Annotated in this window: 29 protein-coding genes and 5 pseudogenes; 14 read left to right on the top strand and 20 right to left on the bottom strand. The window is 41.6% G+C overall.

Features of this window, described 5'->3' with window-relative positions:
* The 4 genes and pseudogenes from HWQ23_RS20410 to HWQ23_RS20400 all read left to right on the top strand — a co-directional run.
* Positions 1-228, top strand: a 228-nt coding sequence (locus tag HWQ23_RS20410; RefSeq protein ID WP_292831927.1) for a hypothetical protein, incomplete at its 5' end; no start/stop codon positions are given.
* Positions 229-405: 177 nt separating this feature from the next.
* Entirely contained in the window at positions 406-603 is a 198-nt protein-coding gene (locus HWQ23_RS20405) for a hypothetical protein (RefSeq protein ID WP_292831924.1), read from the top strand.
* A 58-nt stretch (positions 604-661) separates the two neighbouring features.
* Positions 662-779, top strand: a pseudogene (locus HWQ23_RS33710) (IS701 family transposase); the annotation flags it as partial.
* A gap of 305 nt (positions 780-1,084) precedes the next feature.
* Positions 1,085-1,228 carry a hypothetical protein gene (locus HWQ23_RS20400; protein ID WP_292831921.1) on the top strand — a complete coding sequence of 48 codons (144 nt, stop codon included), beginning with the start codon at positions 1,085-1,087 and terminating at the stop codon, positions 1,226-1,228.
* 2 nt (positions 1,229-1,230) lie between these two features.
* Here HWQ23_RS20400 and HWQ23_RS20395 read toward each other — a convergent pair whose 3' ends face one another.
* The 4 genes from HWQ23_RS20395 to HWQ23_RS20380 all read right to left on the bottom strand — a co-directional run bounded on the left by HWQ23_RS20395 (position 1,231) and on the right by HWQ23_RS20380 (position 4,451).
* Positions 1,231-2,025: a hypothetical protein gene (locus HWQ23_RS20395; protein ID WP_292831918.1), complete on the bottom strand. Its 795-nt coding sequence runs from the start codon at positions 2,023-2,025 to the stop codon at positions 1,231-1,233.
* On the bottom strand, positions 2,018-3,169 hold the full coding sequence (locus HWQ23_RS20390; protein WP_292831915.1) for a glutathionylspermidine synthase family protein: 1,152 nt from the start codon (positions 3,167-3,169) through the stop codon (positions 2,018-2,020). Before HWQ23_RS20390 ends, HWQ23_RS20395 begins: the two co-directional genes overlap by 8 nt.
* 292 nt (positions 3,170-3,461) lie before the next feature.
* Complete coding sequence (locus tag HWQ23_RS20385; protein ID WP_292831912.1) at positions 3,462-3,848, bottom strand: aldo/keto reductase; 387 nt, start codon at positions 3,846-3,848, stop codon at positions 3,462-3,464.
* Positions 3,849-3,926: 78 nt separating this feature from the next.
* Positions 3,927-4,451, bottom strand: coding sequence for a cysteine hydrolase family protein (locus HWQ23_RS20380; protein ID WP_292831909.1), 525 nt, complete (start codon positions 4,449-4,451; stop codon positions 3,927-3,929).
* A gap of 36 nt (positions 4,452-4,487) precedes the next feature.
* Between HWQ23_RS20380 and HWQ23_RS20375 the strand changes: the two genes are divergently transcribed.
* A complete protein-coding gene (locus HWQ23_RS20375; RefSeq protein ID WP_292831906.1) occupies positions 4,488-4,622 on the top strand; it encodes a hypothetical protein in 135 nt (44 codons plus the stop codon).
* 482 nt (positions 4,623-5,104) lie between these two features.
* On the opposite strand, the gene HWQ23_RS20370 is transcribed toward HWQ23_RS20375, so the two are convergent.
* The 4 genes from HWQ23_RS20370 to HWQ23_RS20355 all read right to left on the bottom strand — a co-directional run bounded on the left by HWQ23_RS20370 (position 5,105) and on the right by HWQ23_RS20355 (position 8,163).
* Positions 5,105-5,590: an anthrone oxygenase family protein gene (locus HWQ23_RS20370; RefSeq protein ID WP_292831902.1), complete on the bottom strand. Its 486-nt coding sequence runs from the start codon at positions 5,588-5,590 to the stop codon at positions 5,105-5,107.
* A 551-nt stretch (positions 5,591-6,141) separates the two neighbouring features.
* On the bottom strand, positions 6,142-6,447 hold the full coding sequence (locus HWQ23_RS20365) for a transposase (RefSeq protein WP_472850406.1): 306 nt from the start codon (positions 6,445-6,447) through the stop codon (positions 6,142-6,144).
* Positions 6,448-6,778: 331 nt separating this feature from the next.
* Positions 6,779-7,510, bottom strand: a complete 732-nt coding sequence (locus HWQ23_RS20360) for an FkbM family methyltransferase (protein ID WP_292831899.1) — start codon at positions 7,508-7,510, stop codon at positions 6,779-6,781.
* Between the two features lie 113 nt (positions 7,511-7,623).
* Positions 7,624-8,163: a thiamine phosphate synthase gene (locus tag HWQ23_RS20355; protein ID WP_292831897.1), complete on the bottom strand. Its 540-nt coding sequence runs from the start codon at positions 8,161-8,163 to the stop codon at positions 7,624-7,626.
* A 357-nt stretch (positions 8,164-8,520) separates the two neighbouring features.
* Here HWQ23_RS20355 and HWQ23_RS20350 point away from each other — a divergent pair, with 357 nt between their 5' ends.
* Positions 8,521-8,718, top strand: coding sequence for a hypothetical protein (locus HWQ23_RS20350; protein ID WP_292831894.1), 198 nt, complete (start codon positions 8,521-8,523; stop codon positions 8,716-8,718).
* On the opposite strand, the gene HWQ23_RS20345 is transcribed toward HWQ23_RS20350, so the two are convergent.
* The 4 genes from HWQ23_RS20345 to HWQ23_RS20325 form a co-directional block, all read right to left on the bottom strand.
* Positions 8,715-9,899 carry a glycerate kinase gene (locus HWQ23_RS20345; RefSeq protein WP_292831891.1) on the bottom strand — a complete coding sequence of 395 codons (1,185 nt, stop codon included), beginning with the start codon at positions 9,897-9,899 and terminating at the stop codon, positions 8,715-8,717. The genes HWQ23_RS20350 and HWQ23_RS20345 overlap by 4 nt on opposite strands.
* Complete coding sequence (locus tag HWQ23_RS20340) at positions 9,896-11,191, bottom strand: pentapeptide repeat-containing protein (protein WP_292831888.1); 1,296 nt, start codon at positions 11,189-11,191, stop codon at positions 9,896-9,898. The genes HWQ23_RS20345 and HWQ23_RS20340 overlap by 4 nt, the downstream gene beginning before the upstream one ends.
* A gap of 33 nt (positions 11,192-11,224) precedes the next feature.
* On the bottom strand, positions 11,225-12,331 hold the full coding sequence (locus HWQ23_RS20335) for a pentapeptide repeat-containing protein (protein WP_292831885.1): 1,107 nt from the start codon (positions 12,329-12,331) through the stop codon (positions 11,225-11,227).
* 423 nt (positions 12,332-12,754) lie between these two features.
* Complete coding sequence (locus HWQ23_RS20325; RefSeq protein ID WP_292831882.1) at positions 12,755-13,021, bottom strand: hypothetical protein; 267 nt, start codon at positions 13,019-13,021, stop codon at positions 12,755-12,757.
* A gap of 122 nt (positions 13,022-13,143) precedes the next feature.
* Here HWQ23_RS20325 and HWQ23_RS20320 point away from each other — a divergent pair, with 122 nt between their 5' ends.
* The 3 genes and pseudogenes from HWQ23_RS20320 to HWQ23_RS20310 all read left to right on the top strand — a co-directional run.
* A complete protein-coding gene (locus HWQ23_RS20320) occupies positions 13,144-13,284 on the top strand; it encodes a hypothetical protein (protein ID WP_292831880.1) in 141 nt (46 codons plus the stop codon).
* Between the two features lie 5 nt (positions 13,285-13,289).
* Positions 13,290-13,457 (top strand): hypothetical protein, encoded by a 168-nt coding sequence (locus HWQ23_RS20315; RefSeq protein WP_292831932.1) that lies wholly within the window; start codon positions 13,290-13,292, stop codon positions 13,455-13,457.
* Between the two features lie 342 nt (positions 13,458-13,799).
* Positions 13,800-14,684: pseudogene (locus HWQ23_RS20310) on the top strand (DNA/RNA non-specific endonuclease); the annotation flags it as partial.
* Between the two features lie 285 nt (positions 14,685-14,969).
* Here HWQ23_RS20310 and HWQ23_RS20305 read toward each other — a convergent pair.
* Complete coding sequence (locus HWQ23_RS20305; protein WP_292831874.1) at positions 14,970-15,374, bottom strand: nuclease A inhibitor family protein; 405 nt, start codon at positions 15,372-15,374, stop codon at positions 14,970-14,972.
* Positions 15,375-15,530: 156 nt separating this feature from the next.
* Here HWQ23_RS20305 and HWQ23_RS20300 point away from each other — a divergent pair, with 156 nt between their 5' ends.
* Entirely contained in the window at positions 15,531-15,935 is a 405-nt protein-coding gene (locus HWQ23_RS20300) for a DUF4112 domain-containing protein (protein WP_292831871.1), read from the top strand.
* A gap of 49 nt (positions 15,936-15,984) precedes the next feature.
* Here the strand turns inward: HWQ23_RS20300 and HWQ23_RS20295 are convergent.
* Positions 15,985-16,329, bottom strand: a pseudogene (locus HWQ23_RS20295) (DUF1499 domain-containing protein); the annotation flags it as partial.
* A 149-nt stretch (positions 16,330-16,478) separates the two neighbouring features.
* Between HWQ23_RS20295 and HWQ23_RS20290 the strand changes: the two are divergent.
* Complete coding sequence (locus tag HWQ23_RS20290; RefSeq protein ID WP_292831868.1) at positions 16,479-16,841, top strand: putative quinol monooxygenase; 363 nt, start codon at positions 16,479-16,481, stop codon at positions 16,839-16,841.
* A 28-nt stretch (positions 16,842-16,869) separates the two neighbouring features.
* On the opposite strand, the gene HWQ23_RS20285 is transcribed toward HWQ23_RS20290, so the two are convergent.
* Together HWQ23_RS20285 and HWQ23_RS20280 are read right to left on the bottom strand one after the other, a co-directional pair.
* Positions 16,870-17,076, bottom strand: coding sequence for a hypothetical protein (locus tag HWQ23_RS20285; protein ID WP_292831865.1), 207 nt, complete (start codon positions 17,074-17,076; stop codon positions 16,870-16,872).
* A gap of 160 nt (positions 17,077-17,236) precedes the next feature.
* Complete coding sequence (locus HWQ23_RS20280) at positions 17,237-17,548, bottom strand: flavodoxin family protein (RefSeq protein ID WP_292831862.1); 312 nt, start codon at positions 17,546-17,548, stop codon at positions 17,237-17,239.
* Here HWQ23_RS20280 and HWQ23_RS20275 point away from each other — a divergent pair.
* Positions 17,542-17,784 (top strand): annotated as a pseudogene (locus HWQ23_RS20275) (HNH endonuclease); the annotation flags it as partial. The gene HWQ23_RS20280 and the pseudogene HWQ23_RS20275 sit on opposite strands and share 7 nt — an antisense overlap.
* Here HWQ23_RS20275 and HWQ23_RS20270 read toward each other — a convergent pair.
* The 3 genes from HWQ23_RS20270 to HWQ23_RS20260 all read right to left on the bottom strand — a co-directional run bounded on the left by HWQ23_RS20270 (position 17,781) and on the right by HWQ23_RS20260 (position 19,564).
* Positions 17,781-17,987: a hypothetical protein gene (locus tag HWQ23_RS20270; protein ID WP_292831859.1), complete on the bottom strand. Its 207-nt coding sequence runs from the start codon at positions 17,985-17,987 to the stop codon at positions 17,781-17,783. The pseudogene HWQ23_RS20275 and the gene HWQ23_RS20270 sit on opposite strands and share 4 nt — an antisense overlap.
* 107 nt (positions 17,988-18,094) lie before the next feature.
* Positions 18,095-18,406, bottom strand: coding sequence for an HNH endonuclease (locus tag HWQ23_RS20265; protein WP_196528070.1), 312 nt, complete (start codon positions 18,404-18,406; stop codon positions 18,095-18,097).
* Between the two features lie 192 nt (positions 18,407-18,598).
* Complete coding sequence (locus HWQ23_RS20260) at positions 18,599-19,564, bottom strand: aldo/keto reductase (protein WP_292831854.1); 966 nt, start codon at positions 19,562-19,564, stop codon at positions 18,599-18,601.
* A 220-nt stretch (positions 19,565-19,784) separates the two neighbouring features.
* Here HWQ23_RS20260 and HWQ23_RS20255 point away from each other — a divergent pair, with 220 nt between their 5' ends.
* Positions 19,785-20,099 (top strand): hypothetical protein, encoded by a 315-nt coding sequence (locus HWQ23_RS20255; RefSeq protein ID WP_292831851.1) that lies wholly within the window; start codon positions 19,785-19,787, stop codon positions 20,097-20,099.
* Here the strand turns inward: HWQ23_RS20255 and HWQ23_RS20250 are convergent.
* Positions 20,006-20,299: pseudogene (locus HWQ23_RS20250) on the bottom strand (Hsp20/alpha crystallin family protein); the annotation flags it as partial. The gene HWQ23_RS20255 and the pseudogene HWQ23_RS20250 sit on opposite strands and share 94 nt — an antisense overlap.
* 568 nt (positions 20,300-20,867) lie before the next feature.
* Here HWQ23_RS20250 and HWQ23_RS20245 point away from each other — a divergent pair.
* Entirely contained in the window at positions 20,868-21,773 is a 906-nt protein-coding gene (locus tag HWQ23_RS20245; protein WP_292831848.1) for an amino acid ABC transporter substrate-binding protein, read from the top strand.
* Positions 21,774-21,953: the final 180 nt, after the last annotated feature.

Raw genomic sequence — 21,953 nt, 5'->3', positions numbered from 1 at the left:
TGTGCATCTATCTACTTTTTATTTTTTGTACTACCCCGATTTATTGAGCGGATACTTATTTTTTATATTTTTACTGTAACATTGCTTTATTCAGATGTAGGGCTTGTTGGGTCTATAGGTTTTCACTTGGCAGGAGATATTTACCCGTTCATGCGGCTTAAATATGAGGCTAATAACTATAAAAAGCGAAGAAGGGAGAAACGCAGGGCTAAATATGTTTCCAATTAGAATATTAGACACTCTGTTTATACAAAATCGCTAGGTTGTAAAGTATTAATTATAAAAATGGCTAATAACTATAGAAAGCGAAGAAGGGAGAAACGCAGGGCTAAATATGTTTCCAATTAGAATATTAGACACTCTGTTTATACAAAATCGCTAGGTTGTAAAGTATTAATCATAAAAATGGTTAAAAACATATCTCAAATAAAAAATTGTAATGGATTAATTGTTCTTGTTCCTTACGATACTGGACAAGAATTTTATTCCAGGACTTACGCAACTGGCACAGTGCGATCGCTATCTATAGTATTTTTGTACTATAAAGAAGTGGCGTACCCAAAGGGGATTGCTGAAATTAGTAACAGTAATCGACTGCGTTAAGTATTCTTCAAATCATGAGAAAATTAGTTGAGGATAGATAATAGAAATCCTCTATTTTATGAAATTTACTAAACTTAACTATTGCCAGTACTTGTTAAGTAGTCAGATTAATTATACTCTTCACTTTTTTGGCAGAGCATTTAGAACAGATTAGTCATGATAAAATTAACCAACATGGCCAGGATTATTTGGTTCAACTGCCGCATTGTTGTAGCGTTTATCTGCGGTAGCAGGCATTGTAAGAGTGATAGGATGTCGAACATGGGCGAATTGTAGTTTTTGAGTTGTCGTTTGGGAAGACAACAACTCTACTACAGAGCGCCCTCTCTCTTCATACTCTTGTTTTGGCGAAGGTATTGAGTTCAGGTAAAACAATTAGAGTTGTGTTGGAATAATCAACGCTTAACCTGATTGCAAAGAGGGATTAAAGTTGCGCTGTTACACTCTGCTGTGATTCAAACGTCGACAATCAGGGGAGTATATGCAAAACTTCAACTTCGAGCGCTTGCTATCAAGTCGCTTGAGACGGCGACAAGTTTTGATTGGGACTGGAGCCTTAACTGGTTTTGCGATCGCCAATCAATGGTCTAACAAAGTTCAAGCCCTGCCCGGATTCTCTAATTAGGTTTAACCACTGGAGGACGAAGGGATAAATCCGCCAAAACCCCCATTAGGACGCTTATGGAGAGTAAGATTGGCAATCAATCTTACCCAAATTCCTAGCCAAGGAAATGCCCAAATCTTCAGAGGTTGAATAGGACGCGGGTCAGATAGAGGCTTGTAACTGAGTGAGAGGTTGGCTTTTTGCCAAGTGTTTAATATATAAGTCAAATCGCTAGCAAATTTGCGATCCGATTGGCGAACAACAATCACACTATTAATACGTTGTTCAGTGAAAAAATTTACACTAGGAAAATCTGTAATAAAAACTACAGAACGATTGTCAAATAAATTTTCTGGAACAATACGAAAAGCTAAAGAATTACCTTGACGATTAGCATCTAGCAAGAAGGCGGGGGGTGCATTGTCGGGCAAATCGAGTTGGTGCAAGCTATCACAGCCCTGTACCAATGTTGCCAAAATGGATTCTACATCTACTCTCGTCAATTCTTTCGTTGCTTCTAGAGATAAATTTCGTTCCTGAATAAATGCAGTTGGCAAAGGACAAGAATTAAATAAAGGTACGGGTCGATATCCTTTTTTAGCTAATGCTAATCCGAGAAACACGGAATCCATTCCAGCTAAATCAACTACAATCGCCTTACCTTGCCCAACAGGTGGAACCCAGCTGAAATCTGGCGTTGGTAATTGCGTAATTATTGGCAATCTTCTGGGCAAGTGGGCAAACAATACTGGTTTCACCCAAGGCGACCAAATGCTATCTGCGGGAGACCAAAGGTCAAAAACAGTTGATTCATCCATCTTGAATTAGTACGGCAATATCAATAGCGGCAAAATTAATTAGTGGCTTGGGGGCAATGCGCCCATAAATACCAGCAGCTTTACCGTTGACCGTATATACTCCTATGCAAGGATACATAATTCCTAGAGGTGTTGTCAGGGGTAAGGTTTGGAAATAACGTTGAGCAATCCAGTTGTTAGGGTCGAGTAAAATATTACAAATTGTCGGGATGTAATTGGTGCGGTCGCTCATGCCGAGCATAGTCACTGTATCCCCATTGTTACAAAAAGCTGATTTGAATAGCCAATGGCGATTTGTAACCCAATTGACACGGCGGGGATCATGAGTCTCAGCTAGCAAAGCTTTCCAAGTATCTAGGGGCGAATTAATCTGGTTCCAGACAAGAGGAAAGCGCTTACTTTCAACAAGCAACATAGACCCAGGATTACATATAGGAGTTTGACTGCTGTGAAAAAAGTATGACCAATTGCAATCTAAAGGTAACTTAGTTAACCATTCACCTTGATAGAAGCGCATTACTGCATCTAGAGAACCACGATACCACTCACTGTTGAGATGAGCAAAACCATTGTGCCAAACTATTTGCTCAGGTGTTGCTAAGTAAGCATTACATCCTCGCTGACGCAAGAGTTCAGCTAAGTAAGCAGTAATTTGCTGGTCTTCTATGTACCCAGCAGCAGACAGTAAAGCAATATGTCCTTTTGGTGGTATTGTCTGTGTCAAAGCATCAACAAGTTTATTCGCTGGGTTTCCTGCCAATGTTGTACCAGGAAACTGTTGCACCATCAATTTTGAGAAATTTGAAGCTTCGGTGTAACCTCCGGGAACATCATAATTTGCTTCGGAAATCCGCCAACCATCAGATGTGGGATGAAAGTCAAATCGTACAACACGGGCTGCGGCTGGTGATGGTTGTACGGATTTTTCGGAAAGTATTTTGACAATTTGACGAGGTAAACCCAATTGCTTCATCAGTTCGGGACGTTGCAATATTTGCAATTCAGCAGTATTTGCTTCAGATGTCAGTTTTTCAGCAAGTGTTGCTAATTGCTGCCAAACCAAGTTTGGGAGGATTAAAGCAAAGGGAGCCAGGGTACTAACATCACCGATTTGGGCATCCCACTTAAAGCATTTAAGTGCCAAGTGTCTGCGAATCTGAGTAAATGTTTTTTTATCTAGTTGAGGTGAACATTGCCATTGTTCAAAGTAGCAATTGAGATCCAATTTAGTGCCAACCGTAGGTTATAACTCGTAATTATGTTGCGCTGCTTGTACAGCACCATTAATGTAAGATGCCATATACCTCCCTTTTATTGGGAGCGATCGCACCAAGCTCACTGCCTTCATGCGATCGCAACTAGGATATTTTTATTGTGGAATGCGTTCAGCTCCGAACTTGCGCTGATGCCAGTAAGGATAGGTTAGCGCGATCGCGCTAACCTGATTGAGCCGATTTACTTCCAAAGAGTGTTAGCTCCCACTGAACAGCCCCAAGGTTGTCTCGAAGTTGATGATAACGTGACAATCCAGTATCATTTGCTCCTTTTCCCATACGACCATAAGCCTTAGTTGCAATAATTACATCAGAACGACGCTTTCCGAGGGCTTTACCAAGAATCTCCTCAGAAAGTCCATTCGAGTAAACATCTGCTGTGTCAAAGATGTTGACACCTGCATCAAGGCAAATATCAATCAGATGCTGCGCCTCGTCTACCTGAGTCGCCCCAATTTCTTGGAAAAAGTCGCTACCACCGAATGTCATTGTACCGAAACTGAGAACCGAAATCTTAAGACCGGACTTTCCTAAAAATCGCGTTTCCATCGCTGTTACTCCTTGAAGCCGTGCCTATTTGAAGTCAAGTGAACATTTTCTCACAATGGATAGTTTCTGTGGAACAGCTTATGATATCTTCTCAAGAATCTGATTACTCATCTGAATTTGGTTTTTTCCGATATTACGTTTGAGTAAGAAAATACCTGCATCATGCGCTTGCTGACCACCAGCACTAAAGCAAGCATCCTCGATAATTACTGGTTCAATACCGCGCTCAAAAGAGTAAATTGCTGTCTTGAAAATGCAGCTATCAGTTTCAACTCCACAAAGATATATTTTGCTGATTTGATTAATCAAAATAAAACTCGAAAAATTTTCCGTAAATGCAGAGTAATAAGATTTATCAAAAATATTATGTATATATGGCTGAAGTTCATCAATAATGCTCGTTTCTGGTTCATATATCAACTTTGACCAATGGATTAGTTTGACATAATTGCTGTCAGCAGTATTGATAAATCTTGTAAATATAACGAGTTTACCAGTCGCCGAAAAACGCTCAATTAATTTAATGACAGTAGGAATAATATGTCTGCATTTATGAGGCATAAAACCATTTTGCATATCTACTACAAGAAGTATTTCGCTCATTTGTGCCAGAATTTATTTAGATTAAGAGTTAAGACAGTGAAGAAGGCAGAAGGCAGAGGGCAGAAGGTAGCAATATGGTGTGTGGCTCTCAGACCCAAAGCTCGTCGTCTTTGGATTAAAGGTGGTTGGCATCCACCGGATGAAGACCCACGACAAATAAAAGAGTTTTGATTTGCAATTATTTCTTTAGAGAACTCCACAAAAAAGATGATCCAATAGCTATGCTGGTTTAGCTAAAATTTCCACAAACCATTTTTTGAGATTGGGGAGGCGGTTAATCCCGCATTTATCACAAGCTTGAGGGGATATTGGGCAGAGGGGCAGAGGGGAAAGAAAGAACTTGTACAAATCTCTCCCCTGCTCCCCTGCTCAAGCAAAGGCGAAGAAGAGATGTGGTGAGAAATCCGGGTTAATCTGTGTTTCAATTTCTTCCATAGCTGAAGTTGTGAGTTTAACTCCTGTGGAGTAAACTTTGAAATTATTTTTCTCTGATTATAGGATTAATCATTCTGTGGAGTTCTCTAAACAAAATTCCTGCCGCCTGCGGGAAGACCATCTTCTGAACAACCACAGATAGGTGGGCTTTACGGTGGTCGAAGCCGTAAATCAACAGAAGTGAGACAGTTCAGACGATTGAAGAATTAATCATTGAATCAGTGAAGCGCGATCGTGAACAAGGCGGCTGCTAAAAGAGCGGCTACTGTCCGAACATGGTTCCAGAACGTCCAATCGGTCAGGTATTTTACCCATAGCGTTGCGCCTTCAGAACTGTCAGGTTTTGCGATCGCCAGTGCATCATTGAGGGGCACATTAAAGGCGATCGTCACGCCGATCGTGCCAACGAGGTAGAGCAGACTCCCCACCAGTAGGTAGACCGCACCCGATTGCTGCCATTTGAACTGAACGGAGACTACTAGAAAGAAGCAAGCTAGAGCCGTTCCGAACAAAGCAATCATGAACAACGGATTAATCGCCGTAATGTTGATTGATTGCATCGCCGCAATTCCTTCGGGCGGCTGGAGACGAGCGAGAGCGGGCATCACAAACGTTGAGAAAGCGAAGAACACTCCCGCCACCAGCCCGCAGCCGAGTGCCGCGACAAACATTAGGGGGAAACGCAAATTTTGAACAGTTGCCATAAAGCCTCCTGGGGACTAATGTCAGTTTGACGGACTATAAAAAGGCAAAAGCAAAGCATTCAATAAGATACACTCGGCGTTTTGTAAAGATACGAATCATTCGCCAATTGCTGCAATAGGAAGTCAGCAACATCAGCGCGAGAAATACAGCGTAATTATTGCTCCAATCTCCGGTTTTTAAACATGGGTTCCCTATACCCTATACCCTCTGAACCTAACAGGGGCTTAACCGAACAGTATTGAGTGTAATTCATGAATTACCCCTACATTCGTATTTTTTTACATAATTTCTGATTAACTTACTTATTTTCTGGTTGTATATAAAGCCAAGGGGAAAGGGATCTAGTTTTATTTGTCATAGCTTTGATTTTCAAAATAAATAGTTCCCCTAGTATGCAGAGGAGTTAGCTGGGAATTATATTACTTTTTTGGTCTTTTCAGTAATTTTGAATATTAAGTTTAATAGCGTCTCAGTGATTGGAGCGTTAAAATGAAGAGGTCTATTGCATCTGGATCACAGTGTTTTAAGATAAAGTCGAATATAGCGTTTCTCAGTCTAGCGAGGTACAGTAGCAAGAATGGGTAAACCAATTATGAATCTCATTTAATGAGACTTGACTAAAAGCAGTTTCAATTGCTTTTGCTAAGTCTGGATAACTTCTAGCTCCGATAGAACGTAGTATATTTTTAATTTTTGACCAACAATTCTCAATTGGCGAAAAATCAGGAGAATATGGTGGTAAATAAATCAATTTAGCTCCAGCAGCTTCGATTAATTTCTCAATCTCTCCACTTTTATGAATTGAACAATTATCCATAATTACATAAGCACCTTTCCACATTCTTAGAGGATGCATAGCGATGCCTGCGGCGGCAAGCTACGCAGCTCCCTTAAGACACAGCTTGTTTTTTAAGCACCACTATCTCTACACCCTGCTCATTGCCGTACCAATTCTGTTAAAATCGCGTCTGCGATCGCATAAATGTTGAGGCAGTGCTATGTGTGCAAAGGGATTTGGGCAATCTCAACCCACTAAAATTGATAAACTAGTTGAAAATGCAGTGCGTTACTGCCACAAGCGACGTTTTCTTTATTGAACGGCGATCGCTCGACTTGCCCACTCACTGTTCATTGATTAAAAGTTGAAATCCTTACCTCGTATAGCTTATAGCTTTTTTTAATGCCATTCAGTTCTGACCCTTTCGTTTGTTTTTCAGTAAAACATTATCCGAGTATCTATAAAGAAGTTCAAAATCAGGTAGTAATTCCAATAGCTCTTTTAAATTTATTTGTCCTTCATATAGTTCAAGATCACTATATTCGGTGTAAAAATAGTGAGTATGCTTTAGTGTTGTACTTCCACCTTTTATGAGATTTATTTCAGCCCCTTGAACATCCGCCCAAATAAGATCTATGAATTGAATTTCTTCTTCTTGACACCATGTATCGAGCTTCTTCGTCTTAACTTCTATTTTCTCATTGAATGTACACCAGGGATAAACCTGAAGATGTAGCTTAGGTTTTCTTATAGAACCTGATTCATCCCAACCTTGAGAGAGCTTCTCGCGCAAACCTTCCCAACCTTCAGGTACTTTTTCCAGCAAATCTTCTGAATTTTCAGGGGGGCTTTCTGGCAAATCTGAGTCAGGATTTGTCCCACTGACATAAAATTCAGTAGTGCCATCAATATCAGAAATTGCAATGTCAAATAATTTTGCTCTCTTATCTTTTACTTTATTTCTATAGCGTTCTATTGCCCTAGAATCAGGCTCAAAAGAATATACTTTAGCCTCATTAAAGAGTTCTAAAAATTTCATCGTGTGACTGCCGTCATTGCACCCAATATCAAGAATGACTGGATTATCTTTTCCTATTAAGTCTTGAAAATATGTAAGATCAATTATTCCTGGAGTAATCATTATCTCTTAAGGCTTTCAGCTATTGAATTACTAGTTTATTTGTTCGCGTTGAAAGGGCTGGACTTTGTGAACATACTAATTGCCGCAACACCAGACGCACCTACATCAAGACATTACCTATAATTATTTTCGTTGATTCCTCCGAGGGCAAAAACCTTGATTTGCGTTGATTCACAAGCCTTCCGAAGCATACTTAGACCAATTCCTTTTGCTTCTGGATGAGTTTGTGTCTCAAAAATCGGTGAAAAAAATACATAGTCTATTCCGCACTGTTCCACTTCTTTTATAGATTTCAACGAGTGGCATGACTTGCCAAACAGCACATTACGGTTTTTCGTTTGATGAGTTTTAATTTTGTCATTCTCTCTAAAATGAAAAGCACTAACCAAAGAAGATTCATGATTAAGAGAAAATGCTAGTATGATTGTTAATTCCTTATAAGGCAAATTCTCCAAAATTATATCTATAGTTTCTTTGTTCGCATCATATAAACGCACATAGCAAGAATCTGCACCATTATTGGTAGCGATTTTTCCCCATTCTATAACTTTTTTAACAAGCTTTGACAAGTCAAGAGAAAGTAGCTCTTCGGCAACTACTGATGTGGTATCAAATATTGCGATTTTTTGAAAATGTTTTACTTTTAGTGTCATTAGCTTACCCTTTAATGACCAAGCCACGGCATGAGTTACGCAAACAATTACAGACTGCTTAATTGTTAAGCCTTTCCGCTTTTCTTAGTGCCATTCATATCTATGCTCTGTGCATTATGAGCAATGATATTCATTATCTGCTAGAGCCAGTCCACAGTCAAGATTTACTTCCTATCTTTGCTGCCCTGCTATCCGATTGCAAAGAAGGTGAGCTTTTATTTAAAAGGGCTGGGAATTGAGTACCAGTTCCCAAATAGGACTTGTCAGCTTACCCCAAATCAGCCACAGAAGTAGGATGACGTAATCATCAAGATGCAAGCGCGATCGCTATATCCGTAGTTGGTTTACTCATTGTTGGTGTTTTATACCGAAGCCCACTGCTGGCAATTTCGGGTGATTAGTCCTGGTGGTGCAGTGTTTGGCGATGGCATCGCTGACTTTTCAATTGGTGCTATCGGTTTCAAAGGTGTAATTACTCAAATTAGTCTGATCAGTGAAAGATTTCGGATTCGTACAAAAAACCCGAACGGGCATGGTGTCCCCATACCCTCTTAAGTCAAACCTCGACCACACAACCACAACTTTACTGCACGTTCTGTCGCATTAACTAAAAGTTCCTCAGCTCGTTGTATACATTCAGACAGGGATAGAGGAGCATCGGGCAGGGGTAGCGAAACTATGATTCCTAATTTCTGTAATTCATCACTTGTTAATTGAACTGTCCCACCAAATGCAATCACTGGGACACCATCGCCATTTTTAGCCGCACGCGCCAGCCGACCTACACCAGCCAGTGCTTTACCGTGTAAAGTTTGTGCATCGACTGAACCTTCAGCCGTAAGTACTAAGTCAGCAGTTTCCAGCTTTTGTGCCATTTGCGTTGCTTGAAGTACTAAATCTATACCAGGCTTCAGTTGTGCATTCAAAAAAGTCATTAGTCCGAAACCCATACCGCCAGCAGCACCTGCGCCCTTGACTGCTTGTAAATCTCGACCCGTGGTGGCTAAAGCAACTTGTGCAAAATTGCTTAGGGCGGCATCGATTTCTTTGACTTCATTTGGCGTTGCGCCCTTCTGTGGCCCGTAAATGTGTGCTGCACCGTTAGATCCACACAAGGGGTTGTCTACATCACACAGGACGGTGATTTGGGCTTCCTTGAGCCGCGCATCCAAATGCGTCAGGTCGATCTGTGCCAATTGCTTGAGGGCAGCTCCCCCTGGGAGTAAATTTTGTCCATCAGTATTCAGCAAGCGTGCCCCAAGTGCTTGCAACGCACCTGCTCCACCATCGGTTGTTGCTGAACCGCCAATGCCGATTAATAGATCGCGATAACCTGCATCCAATGCAGCTTTAATCAGTTGCCCAGTGCCGTAAGATGAAGCTTCCTTAGGACGACGATAGCCTTCAGGAACAAGAGTTAGTCCCGAAGCTTGAGCCATTTCAATAACTGCTCGATTATCCTGAAGCACACCCCATTTGGCTTGAACTAAATCGCCCAATGGCCCAATCACAGTTTCGGTGCGTTCTTCTCCACCAGCACCTTGCAACAGGGCTTCAACTGTCCCCTCACCGCCGTCAGCAAGGGGTACGATGCTAACTCGACATGGTATCGTACCCCTTGCCCGTTGCACGCCAAGCTTCATCGCTGCACATGCAGCAACGGCGGATAACGAGCCTTTCATGGAATCGGGGGCAAGAACAAAATGGATAGTTTGAGTGTGAACGCTGGCGCTCAACTTGGCCTCCCTAGAGAAACTAAAGAGCGATCGCCTGGAAAATCCTCAAATTTAGCTCCTCGCTTTTCCAGATCAATCTTCAGAGTCTCAGTAAGCCCTTGATTCCGTCCAAATTTGGCTTCTTCCACTTTGGCACCGCTTAGGTTCGCTCTCCTCAGGTTGGCTTTCCTTAAATCAGCACCGCTCAAGTTGGCATTACTCAGGTTAGCATAAGTCAAGTCGGCACGACTCAGGTCACCACGACTCAGATCGGCTTCACTTAAATCAGCATTGCTCAAGTTGGCATCACTCAGGTTAGCATCACTCAAATCGACATCTGAAATTAGTATAGCATTACTCAGATTGACACGGCTTAGGTCAGCACCACTCAGGTTGACAATTCTCAAGTTGGTACTGCTTAGGTTGGCACCACTCAAGTCAGCACCGTTCAGGTCGGTACAGAGCAGGTTGGCTCTTTGCAGATCGCCATGACTCAGATTGGCATTATTTAGTTTAGTACTCCTCAGATTGGCACCACTCAGATTGGCACTACTCAGATTGACACCAATTAGGACAGCCTCACTCAGATCAGCATCACTCAGTTCTCTATTCTCAGATGCCCGATTGGTAATTTCCCATACCAAACGCCATTTGTCATTAATTCTTGTTGTCTCATCAATTAACACATCATGTAGATCAACACCGTTCAGGTTAGCATCACTCAAGTTGGCACCACTCAGATTGGCACCACTCAAGTTGGCACCACTCAGATTGACACCAATTAGGTTGACACCACTCAAGTTAGCACCACTCAAGTCGGCATTGCTCAGATTTTGACTACTAGCTCCACTTTGGACAATATCTCGAATCAAACGAGATTTTTCATCTAGTGCTGTTAAATTAACGTACTCAACAGGAGTACCCAATACTTCAGTGAGTTCCCCCGATTCAAATAGTTGCTTTATTCTTTCTAACCCTTCATCTGAACCATTAAGAATAATTTTGATACTGCCTTCCTCAACTCGAATAATTTCTATAGTTGCATCACCAGAAATTTTTTGTAAAACTGCAAGAATAGCTTTTAATTTGGCTTGGTCAATCTCATCAATACTACCTGCGATCGCAAATGCCAGTTGCTTTTGATTCGCTCCTACTTTCCCGTTGTTTATGCTTGGAGTGCTTGGGTTAAGAGCAGTTTCATAAATATGCACTGTTTCTGCCTGAATATAGTGCTTGCCAATTCGTTCATTATAATTACCACCACTCGTTTGTATATCTCTTGCTTCTGGCGTTTGCGGCTCTGTCATAGTCATATCTATCAGTTTGGAAGGGTAGTAATCAACTCATCAGACATTCTTCACTTCCTGCCAACCTTTGATAGCGTTAACAATAAAAGCACCTGCTGGGTTATCAATAGCTTTCTCAAACGCAGCTAAACCACCTTCCTTTGCTGCATTTATTGCACGTTTTTTCAATGATGGATTACTCTCAATTTGCTTGATAGCTTCTGCTGCTACTACCATTTGCTGTGATGTAGTAGTGGTAGGGTAAGTTTGCTCTAATTGTTTTAGTAATAGCTGAATCTCGACAGCAGCCTCAGCAAGGCTCTGCGGTTGTCCAGCCGCGTAGTAATTACCTTGGATATAATCGCGTTCAATGCGCTCGTTATAATTACCGCCACCTGTGTTGATATTGCGATCGCCAGCCATTGTTGTATCTCCTTGAACTACTCGGTTGCCTTCACCTTGAACGTTGTTGACGTTGCCGCCAACTGAACCACCAACTGAAAATCCACCGGGGTTGCTAGCCATACTTCCTACCTCTTGTATTTGAGTACTTGAATAAAAGCTAGGGCGTTGTAGTGCCTGATTAACAAAAATTTCTAAACTACGAATTCTGCTATCTTTTTCTGCTAGCAATAATTTAATCTCCCGCTCCGGCAAGCCTTTTATCTCATTATAAGTATCAAAATATTCTGCGCTCAGTTGGGACTTATCAGCTAAAGGTGTAGTTTTAGCACGAAGCAAAAACTTATCTTCACCGCGCACTTCCATCCCCACAATTCGCAAATCTGCTTCTGGGTGATTCTCTGCTAACTGCTTGAACGAGATAGCGATCGCTCTTGGGTCAACATTCTGGTTGTGATAAAGGTCGAGAGTATCAATAATTGGCTTGATGAAATCAGCGAAGTCACCATCTGCAAAAGTTTCGTTCCAATTGTCAGGTTTGCGGCGGCGGTTGGGGTCGTCTTGAGTACGCGTTCGCATGAAAATGTACTCGCACCTCACGCCATGCAGTTTAGTATTGCTTGTAATACCCCAGTCTTCTATAGTAGCTCCTGTGAGAGTTGCACCTGTAAAGTCAGTTCCGTCTAATTGGGTTTGTATGAGCTTGGCTCCGCTAATTCCTGAGAGTTCTTCTTTAATAGCGATTAGTTCTTGAACATCGTCCATACTTACCTACCACAAAGATAACTGCCCTGGTGATACATTTGATTTCCCGCATTGATGGTATAAAAGATGACAACCACTGCAAAGAGCTATAAGGTTGCCTCTGTGGTTATTTGCTGGATTTCTGTCCCAATGATGTACCTGTAACGTGTATACTCTGCGTTTTGACCGTGTAATCTCTGATGTTTTTTCACCAGGGGGAATGCACTGTAACCCACACTTTTGAGAACGCCATTGGGCTTGTTGCTTAATTGAAGTGGCAAGGTCTGACCAATTATCTGGGTACAGAGAATAGGTGAACATCATCAGTACTAATTAAACTAAAGCTTGACCAATTATAATGCGAATTGCAGCACGAAGGCTTAACCAAATTCATATAGGCGGTCGCTCTTAAGGCGGGGTGAGCTTATCGCACTAAAAGGAGTGTTAGTAGGGTGTGTGTTCAGTAACGACAAGATTATCTAAATTGGCTAACAAAGATTCCAAGTCCTGATCTGATGAATGCAGCAACTCAGCCAGTGTTTTTTCATCAACTTTTATATCCTCTAATTGACACATTTGTTGGTTGAGTAAATAAAACACTAACTTTACCATTGAGGGTTTGCGGGAATGCTCATGGCAAGCTGAGATATTCGGGCATTTATAGTCAACACCTGTCATTTGACGACAATCTAAACCCATAGGACAGTACATACCACTATTTATTGAGGTGTTTATACTTTATATAAAATATTAGTTTTGTCCTTCCAAAAGCTTCTTGCCTTTAGCAATGTAAGGGGCTGCTAGGGGCTTTCTTCGATTTTAACCCAGATTATATGTCAGCAATTTATTCTCCTCTTTACCTGCAAATTTATGAGCGTGAAGGAACACGCTGGTTTTTTCATCCTGGCAACGTTTTCTATAATGCTCATGGCATTTCTACCGATTTAGAATCGACCTTGAAAGAAACGGGTTAACTAAAATGAAAGTTTTGGTTGAGCTATTCCGAATAAACGGTGGTAAACCAGGCTATTACTTAGCTAATATCCGAGATAAGAAGTATCACTATTGTGGTGATGAATGGGCAAGTGTCAAAGTCAAGTTAAGAGAATTGGGGATTGGACGGGATGAACCAAATTATCACTCTTGAATGAAGGGCGATCACAAGAGAGCGGGCGGATACGTCATCACACCTTCATCTGGGACTGAGCGATCGCCCTCACCCCATCAGTCATCATCATCAGGCAAATACAACACTACTATCAGTGGGTCTAGCATGAAGATACATTTCAGTAATCGCTACCGAACTATACCCAGAGTTTTTTGCAACAAGCGATAAGGAGCGTAGTTTACCGCCGCAGGCATCGCTCAAATTTTCTTAGAGGATGAGGAGACAGCCAGCCGTAGGTATTACTCTTGTTTATAGTCAAAATCTGGAAATCCCCTCCAAAATGGTGATGATTAATTTAGCCTACGATAGTATTTAAAATTTATGCCTTTAATCAATCGTTTTCAGGCTTTGGCTATTGCCACTGGGCTAATTGTTCTGTTGGGATGTTCACCAACACCAAGCCAGCTACCAACACTAATTCAGTCACCAACACCGACAACAGAAAAACCATTACAGCCAGCGCCGATTGTACCTACTAAAACCTCAACAAGCGTTAACCTGCTTTTGGGAAATCCTAGTAGTGCGATGGCAAGCGTCGCTACTCCTGATAATTATCTGCTGGTTAAACCACAATATACACTTTCCTACAACAACAGCAAGGGTACGCCTAATTGGGTAGCTTGGCAGTTAAATAAGTCATGGCTAGGAAATGCTGACAGGCAAAATAATTTTAGACCTGATGACACTTTACCTACAAACTTTTTACGGGTAACTCCAACTATATACAGTGGTTCAGGTTATGACAAAGGTCATGTTACACCCTCGGCAGACCGTACTGGGTCAGTTGAAGATAACAGCGCCACTTTCCTCATGAGCAACATGATGCCGCAAACACCGGACAACAACCGGAACACTTGGGGGAATTTAGAAGATTATTGCCGAGAACTGGTAAGCCTTGGTAAAGAACTGTATATCGTAGCTGGGCCTTTTGGTAGTCAAGGCGAACCTCTTAAGGGTAAGGTGACAGTTCCCAAATCAACTTGGAAGATTATTGTGGTTTTAGATAGCCCAGGCTCAGGACTTGACGGTATTACTGCCAGTACTCGCATAATCGCGGTTAACGTACCGAATGAACAAGAAATCAACAATGACTGGAGAAGTTACAAAGTCAGTGTTGACCAACTCGAAAATTTGACAGGTTATGATTTTCTTTCTAATGTTTCTCCAAACATTCAAGAAAGTATTGAGTCAAAAATTGATGATGTGGTGGTCAGTTCACCACGCCCAAGAGTGATAAACACACCTATTAATACTTTTGTACCAAGTAAAACAACTCCAGATAAAACCCTTAAACAGACACGAACTATACAATCAAATCAATCACAGTCTGAAAGTAATTGTGACCCAGCATATCCTGATGTTTGTATCAAACCTTCACCACCTGATTTAAACTGCGGGGATATTGCTTATAAAAACTTCAAAGTACTGCCAAACGACCCACATAAACTTGATAAGAATAAAGACGGCATTGGCTGTGAGAAATAGCTACTGCTAGGTTTCCACAACTTTAGTAGAAAGTCCTGCTAAATTACCCGCCGGGGTTTCACCAACAATATAAGTATCAATCTTTTTATTGCCCAGGCGATACACCTGCAAATTACTCAGGTTTTCTTTAAGTGTCTGCACAAGAGCTTGAAATTTGTTGACGGTTGCTTTCTCTTCTTCGCCGTGCCAGTCTTCAGGAGTTATGGACACTTGAAAAAAATCGTCAACCCCTACGATTTTAATGGGTGTATCTTGAGGGTGATTTGTCTGTTGTGCAACTTTCTCTGGTGTAGCAGGCGGTGTAGCTGACCATAAGAATGCTTCTAAGGGGTACTCCGACTCGCTCATCATGAGTAAGCCATCAGATGCCCGTTTTAGCTGTTCTAGGATTTCTGAATTAGTTTTAGTCATAAGCCATAATAGAGCGAACGCTTGGAAATTGTATCATCCATTTATCTGCTTTCGGGGCAGTATTGGTGGATTTTTATTCATAGTTCTTATTTCTAACGGTACAAGACAAAGAACTAAAAATAGTGCAATTTAAGAGTAGTGCAAATATGGTCAATTATGGACGCTGCCAAACGCCTTGCTACTCTCAACCGCATCCGTAAACTCAGCCGCTTGATGGATACATCTATACGCATCCCTCTAACAGGTTTTCACATTGGGATAGACCCAATTATCGGTTTAGTTCCAGGTGCAGGTGATTTAATCAGTACAGCGTTTTCAGCTTACATCATATTTTTAGCTACCCGCTTCGGCATCCCACGCCAAGATTTAGCCAAAATGATTTTTAATGTTGGTTTGGAAGCAGTCGTGGGTACTGTGCCTTTTGTAGGTGACTTATTTGATGCTTTCTATAAGTCTAATATTCGTAATTTGGCAATTTTAGAGCAACATTTGACAGTGGTTGAACCAGAACTTAAACAAGTGTCTGATGAACTTTACTCTGGTAAGTTCAGCCAAGTTTAAGTTGGTCGTCATCTCTGATTAATCTTGGCACTCCTCACGGCTGGTAAAATCAAATTTTTAAATCGCGTAGAGCCAAACGAATTTGTTCCACACGCCCTATGTTGACACCAAGATCCGACTCTCCCACACGAGATGCCGAACGCAGATGAATTACTGACTCATTGGAAGGAAAATAAAACTCTACGTCATCAACAAATTTAAAGATGCGACTTAAAGATAGAGCATGGATGTAATCATCTGTTTGTTCTACAATTTCTGTACGGGGAACAACACCAAGAACTTTTAGTAAGGTTTCTCTAGCTGCATCGCGGTCTACATGATAATTAATCGGGTCAATGGCGTGTTTGTCATCAGCATTTTGACTCACAACACAGTTGTTTGAAGCTGGACAAGACAGACGAGGTGAGGATTGTGGGCGTAAAGGAGACAGCGATCGCACTCTGGAATTTTCATAGTACCAGTGTACTGCTTTGAAAAAGCGATCGCTCTTTTTGGTGTTTCCTCTAAGGTAACTATTGACTATGAACTGTTGGCTATGGACTAATGACGGCAGGACTAATTACCATTGACCAAGTGATGTACCAAACCATTCATGTTGTAGCTCGTTTTGTGGCAATACCAGATAAGGTAGAAGAACTCAAAACAATATTATTGGGACTGATTGAACCAACAAGACTTGAAGCAGCTGTGATTAAATATGAACTTTTACAAAATCAATCACAGCCAACAGATTTTACTTTTGTAGAAGAGTCGGAATCTGCGGCAGCACTGGATACTCATTTAGCGTCACCCCATCTGCAAGCAGCAATAGCCAAGCTAGAAGGATTAATAGCTGCGCCACTAGAAGATATCCGCCGTTATTCTATTTTGGCTGCGATACCTACTATCCAAGGAGTGGAATCTTGAAATGGTTGCAGACAGGACAGTTGGTTCTTTATTCTTCTCGCCGGGGCTTGGGAGCGACGCCGAACGCGCAGAGCGTCTCCAAGAGTTGGCGGGCGGGTATGCCATCGCACTCTTTGATTTTCGGTATAGCAGTGTACTGCTTTGTCACAAGCGATCGCTCCTCAAGTGTGCAACTTTGACTCGAAAAGAATTTTTTGTCAGATGTAAGGATGCTATAACCGAATATGAGTGTCAAAAGCTACTTTACCCAACGTTTAGTTGCCTCTGCAATGCGTTCTCCAAAGCGTAGTGAAGTCAGGTAATCACCCGAATCTAGCACTGGTTCCTTGCCGCTCATGTCGAGTTGGCTTTGACCCATGACACCTAGAAATCCTCCTAGTCGATTTACCCCATCATCAAGACCCGATAAAAAGCGGGAGCAAGTCGCCGACATTTACCCAAATCATGCCGTGCTGGGCTGCGTTCATCGCTAAATAGAGGAGTGTGCCTTGTTTATCGCCACTGGGAGAGCTAGAGTGTGTAAAACCCGCAGCAATTTTGTCTTTCCATCCCTGTCGGAACCAGACTTCGCTAGCGGCATCGATAAATGCCTTGAACTGAGCCGCTACACCACCCATATAGGTAGGAGAGCCAAAAACAATCGCATCAGCTTGGTTGAGCTTTTCTAGTCCCTCATCGTTCTTCCAACGACCATTGACAAAAATCACCCTATGACGGAGACCTAAGTTACTGGAGCGAACGCAACAGTAAGCTATACGACGATAACACCTCTAAAGCCCTCAAGCGGCAAAACCATAAATGTGGACATTGTGGACTAAAAACGCTCAATGACGAGAAGGTACATTTACATCATGTCGATGGAAAACATAACAACTGGAAACTCAAAAACCTTCTAGCTATTCACGAAAGCTGCCACGATTTTATCCACATGAGCAAAAGCTAAAAGCTAAGAACATCGGAAGCTGGGTGCGGTGAAAGTCGCACGCCCAGATTTAACTGAGAGGGGCGGGGAATAATATCCTCCCTCGACTCAACCAAAACAGCATCAGGGAAGATGAATCTGAGGACAATATCATCACCTTCTGAGTAGAATAAGCGATCGCTTCGTTGGTAGCAGGGGCAGCGATCGCACTGACAACAGTGCACCCTCTACTTCTTCCACGGTAGCTTTGTTCCCATCTCAGTAAATGCCGAGAACACCAGATACATAATAAGCAGACCAGCACTGATAATAAAAATCACAACGTCGTTATTCATTGGTCAAGTGGCAATTCTAGCTGTCCAGGTGAGGTGTTTGACCGCCTTCGCGCCCGACTATGCAGTGAAATATGGCATGGAGTGCAAAGCGGAATTAGGTTTTCAAGTCGGTTATCTTCAGGCGTGAAATTGGCGTGGTGTACCGAGAGCGTCATTACTGTCCATTCAGCGCGGGACAGTCCCTTTGGCTTCTCGCCAGGACGCAAACACTTTTGTCCGCAGTGCCGACAGCGCCACTGGGCTGCTTGTTTGATAGACAGCGCTATTTCATCCCAATTGTTTGCGTAGCGTTTTCTGTAGATGGGCATTGCCGATGATACAAACAAAGCTGTTCGGTAGTCTTACCAACTCTACCAATTTTTGAGAGCAACGATAACAGCCAAAGCGTAGCTTGCCGTCGTAGACATCGCACATCATTCAAGCGAGGATGCTCCCGCGATCGCTCCCATCTGCTAATCTGGACTATTCAAAGAATATAAGCAATATCACAGTTTATTGAACTAGGTATTTGAGGAACTGGCTTGATTGAGAAGATCAATAGCATCTTGGTCGAGCTTTATATTGACAGCTTTGATGATATCGTTGAGTTGCTCAACCTTTGTTGCACTAACAATAGGTGCGGTAATGGTAGGATTAGCAATGAGCCACGCCAGAGAAATTTGGGTGGGAGTAGAATTATAAGTCTTTGCCACCTGATCAATTGCCTTTAGAATTCGCAAACCACGAGGGTTTAAATATCTTTTTACAGAACTACCACGCAGACTAATAGACAAATCTTTTTCTGAGCGATATTTACCAGAGAGAAAGCCACTGCACAGAGAAGAATAGCTAATCACACCAATTGAGTGTTCTTGGGAAATTTGTTGTAAATCCTGCTCATAACCATCTCGGTCATACAAGTTATAACGGGGCTGAAGGCTTTCGTACCGAGGATAACCATATTGACGGCTAATTTCTAATGCCTGTAATAAACGCTCTGCACTATAGTTTGAAGCACCAATTGCACGTACTTTTCCCTGACGAATCAATTCCCCGTAGGTTTCAAGAGTTTCTTCAAGTGGAGTGTTTTCATCGTCGATATGCGATTGATATAGATCAATATAATCAGTTTGTAACCTTTGCAATGAGTCTTCAACAGCTTGTTGAATGTGTTTACGAGAAAGCCCTTTGCCTTTAACACCCATATCGTTGCCAACCTTAGTTGCAATCACCACTTGGTCACGATGACCACGAGAAATGAGCCATTTTCCTAAAATTGTCTCAGACTCTCCACCAATATTTCCCGCAACCCACTTGGAATAGACATCAGCTGTGTCAATAAAATTACCTCCAGCCGCTATAAAGTGATCTAAAATCTCAAATGAACTATTTTCATCAATAGTCCAGCCAAACACGTTGCCACCAAAAGATAATGGTGATACTTCTAGTTCTGAACGTCCAAGTTTACGTCTTTGTGTAATGACCATAAGAATTCTTACAAGACAGTTTTAGAATTACTTCTGCCAACTATGGCTTTATAAAAAATACAGTATGCACAGTATGCTATTTAAAGTACTATACAACTATCGGCAAACCGTAATTTAACGAGCAAATGCAGATTATCATGGAAAATCATCCAAAATCAAGTCTTCTTATCGTTCCAGCACTTCTTTTGTCTTGACTTCCGGGAGAGGATCTCAAGCGGTTATGCTTACCGACGATACTCCTCAAACCTGTTGGGTAGTTTTACTCACTCTACCGATTTTTGAGATCAGCGATAAAAGCATAGTGATTAGCTCCAACACTGCGCGATCGCCCCACCTAATTCAAGCGAGGATGCTCCCGCGATCGCATACAAAAAAGCCCAGTCATCTCATAACTGGGCTTTCATTATCTCAATCTATCATTGTCGGTAGAGTAGTTTCAGACTATGCAGCAGGTTGTTCCAGACTAACCTTGACAACTTTGTTCTTTTCAAGCTCAGACTTAGGCAGTGTCAGATTCAAAATGCCGTCTTTATAATCTGCGGTGACATTGGTATTTTGAATCCGAGCAGATAGAGGAATTACACGTTGAAACTTACCGTAGTAGAATTCACTTCTTGTAGTGCCATTGTTTTCGGTTTGAGTTTGGGACTTGCGCTCACCACTAATGTGAACAGCATCTTCAGTAACTTGAATATCTAGGTCTTTAGCTTCAAGTCCTGGCAGTTCTAGTTTGAGCTCATTACCAGTGTCTCTGCTGTGCGTGCTGATGCGACGGTCAAATCAGAAAATAAATTTAGCTGGTTAGGTTCCAAGGTGATTAATAGGAATGTACAAACGAGTAGATTATCCCCCACAACTCGATGGAGTTAAACCTGTTAGCAGATTTACTAGAGCGATCGCTGCTGATTTTCGGGCATTTGAAAATGGTGTTTACTGAATAGAGCTATGTTTAAAGGATTTGCTCAATCAAGCCATCGAGTTATTCCTGTAATGTGCAGATATTAATTGCATGATCTAGTAGGGGAAACCAGATAATTACCCAGTTGAAGACTAATTACCGCTTTTTTGTGAAAGAGGTTGTCTTTTTCTCATTCATGCAACAAAGTTGTTGTCAGATCAAAACCCAGTTTCTATAAATTGTTTAAAGGCTGGCTGAAATTTTTCTTTGACCAGAGTCATGAAAAAACACTAGTGTAAAGAATAGTTACTGGATCACCTTAGTATATACTCGATAGTGATAATTTCTTGAGCTTGATAGATAAATTAGATTTGATTTTTGAAAAAACTACCTACTTGAAAACTCATGCATAAAAAAATTGCTATTCCTATTTTAAGTCTAATGTTTGCAACGCTCATGCCTAATCTGGTAAGTGCTGAGACTGTGATGCAAAAGGTAAAAAGAACAGGGGTATTAACAGCTGGTACTAGTAGAGATGCGCTACCTTTTGCCTATATGGATAGTCAAGGAAAGTTAAATGGCTATTCTGTAGATATGCTGACTCTAATTAAAGAGCAATTAGAAAAAGACTTAGGAAAAAAAATTAAATTGCAATTAGTTGGTCTTAGCCCTTCTGAGCGGATTCCTAAAATAGTTAATCAACAAGTTGATCTTGTGTGTGATGCAAGTAGTTTTACATGGAAGCGAGATAAAAAAGTAGATTTCTCTGTCAGCTACGGTGTAACTGGAACCCAATTATTAGTTAAGAAAGGAAGCAATTTAGGTTCCCCTGAATCCCTTATTGGGAAGCGAATTGGCGTACTAGCGGGAACCACAAATGAGCAGGCAATCACTCGTGTACAAACCCAAGCTAAACTGGTGTATTTTAAAACGAGGACAGAGGGATACACAGCTTTGCAACAAGGTACTATTGATGCTTTCTCATCCGATAGCATTCTTTTAGAGGGATGGCTGCAACAGCAAAAAAATCCAGATGCTTTTGCAATTGTACCCGGTCGCCCCTATTCACGAGAAGGTATCGCTTGCATGGTGCCAGAAAATAACTCGAAATTTTTGGATACAGTTAACTATTCTCTAGTCAAGTTCATGCAAGGATTCGTCAATGGGGATCAGCGATATGTCGCTATTTTTGACCGTTGGTTTGGGCCGAATGGCCCTGTAGCGCTGAATCGGGATTTACGTGATTTGGTAGTGGAAACTATGCAATTAGTCATAGACTTTCGTGAGGAAGTTCCCAAAAGTGACCTGTGAAATAATCGGTTTTTCCCACAAAATCATCTGGTAATGACAATTCAGGCAACCATTGTGCCTTACTGGTAGTAAGGATAGAGAAACGTAAGCCTTCAGCAAAACTTCAACTGTAAATTTCGTTGGCATTTTTCAGATAATATAATTGTTAAATGTAATAATATAGATTAGCTATCTGAATAT

It is taken from the genome of Nostoc sp. JL33, assembly GCF_017114985.1.
Lineage (GTDB): Bacteria > Cyanobacteriota > Cyanobacteriia > Cyanobacteriales > Nostocaceae > Nostoc.
The sequence above is the reverse complement of the archived record's forward strand: the minus strand, read 5'-3'. Positions and strand labels throughout refer to the sequence as shown.

What these genes read in the sequence shown, in the direction of transcription:
- HWQ23_RS20325 (WP_292831882.1), bottom strand. Translation starts at nt 13,021, where the DNA reads ATGTACTGTCCTATGGGTTTAGATTGTCGTCAAATGACAGGTGTTGAC.
- HWQ23_RS20260 (WP_292831854.1), bottom strand. Translation starts at nt 19,564, where the DNA reads ATGGTCATTACACAAAGACGTAAACTTGGACGTTCAGAACTAGAAGTA.
- HWQ23_RS20290 (WP_292831868.1), top strand. Translation starts at nt 16,479, where the DNA reads ATGACGGCAGGACTAATTACCATTGACCAAGTGATGTACCAAACCATT.
- HWQ23_RS20405 (WP_292831924.1), top strand. Translation starts at nt 406, where the DNA reads ATGGTTAAAAACATATCTCAAATAAAAAATTGTAATGGATTAATTGTT.
- HWQ23_RS20360 (WP_292831899.1), bottom strand. Translation starts at nt 7,510, where the DNA reads ATGATTACTCCAGGAATAATTGATCTTACATATTTTCAAGACTTAATA.
- HWQ23_RS20305 (WP_292831874.1), bottom strand. Translation starts at nt 15,374, where the DNA reads ATGACTAAAACTAATTCAGAAATCCTAGAACAGCTAAAACGGGCATCT.
- HWQ23_RS20315 (WP_292831932.1), top strand. Translation starts at nt 13,290, where the DNA reads ATGAAAGTTTTGGTTGAGCTATTCCGAATAAACGGTGGTAAACCAGGC.
- HWQ23_RS20245 (WP_292831848.1), top strand. Translation starts at nt 20,868, where the DNA reads ATGCATAAAAAAATTGCTATTCCTATTTTAAGTCTAATGTTTGCAACG.
- HWQ23_RS20335 (WP_292831885.1), bottom strand. Translation starts at nt 12,331, where the DNA reads ATGGACGATGTTCAAGAACTAATCGCTATTAAAGAAGAACTCTCAGGA.
- HWQ23_RS20255 (WP_292831851.1), top strand. Translation starts at nt 19,785, where the DNA reads ATGCTTACCGACGATACTCCTCAAACCTGTTGGGTAGTTTTACTCACT.
- HWQ23_RS20355 (WP_292831897.1), bottom strand. Translation starts at nt 8,163, where the DNA reads ATGACACTAAAAGTAAAACATTTTCAAAAAATCGCAATATTTGATACC.
- HWQ23_RS20370 (WP_292831902.1), bottom strand. Translation starts at nt 5,590, where the DNA reads ATGGCAACTGTTCAAAATTTGCGTTTCCCCCTAATGTTTGTCGCGGCA.
- HWQ23_RS20300 (WP_292831871.1), top strand. Translation starts at nt 15,531, where the DNA reads ATGGACGCTGCCAAACGCCTTGCTACTCTCAACCGCATCCGTAAACTC.
- HWQ23_RS20380 (WP_292831909.1), bottom strand. Translation starts at nt 4,451, where the DNA reads ATGAGCGAAATACTTCTTGTAGTAGATATGCAAAATGGTTTTATGCCT.
- HWQ23_RS20400 (WP_292831921.1), top strand. Translation starts at nt 1,085, where the DNA reads ATGCAAAACTTCAACTTCGAGCGCTTGCTATCAAGTCGCTTGAGACGG.
- HWQ23_RS20265 (WP_196528070.1), bottom strand. Translation starts at nt 18,406, where the DNA reads ATGCCCATCTACAGAAAACGCTACGCAAACAATTGGGATGAAATAGCG.
- HWQ23_RS20365 (WP_472850406.1), bottom strand. Translation starts at nt 6,447, where the DNA reads ATGCATCCTCTAAGAATGTGGAAAGGTGCTTATGTAATTATGGATAAT.
- HWQ23_RS20395 (WP_292831918.1), bottom strand. Translation starts at nt 2,025, where the DNA reads ATGGATGAATCAACTGTTTTTGACCTTTGGTCTCCCGCAGATAGCATT.
- HWQ23_RS20340 (WP_292831888.1), bottom strand. Translation starts at nt 11,191, where the DNA reads ATGACTATGACAGAGCCGCAAACGCCAGAAGCAAGAGATATACAAACG.
- HWQ23_RS20385 (WP_292831912.1), bottom strand. Translation starts at nt 3,848, where the DNA reads ATGGAAACGCGATTTTTAGGAAAGTCCGGTCTTAAGATTTCGGTTCTC.
- HWQ23_RS20320 (WP_292831880.1), top strand. Translation starts at nt 13,144, where the DNA reads ATGTCAGCAATTTATTCTCCTCTTTACCTGCAAATTTATGAGCGTGAA.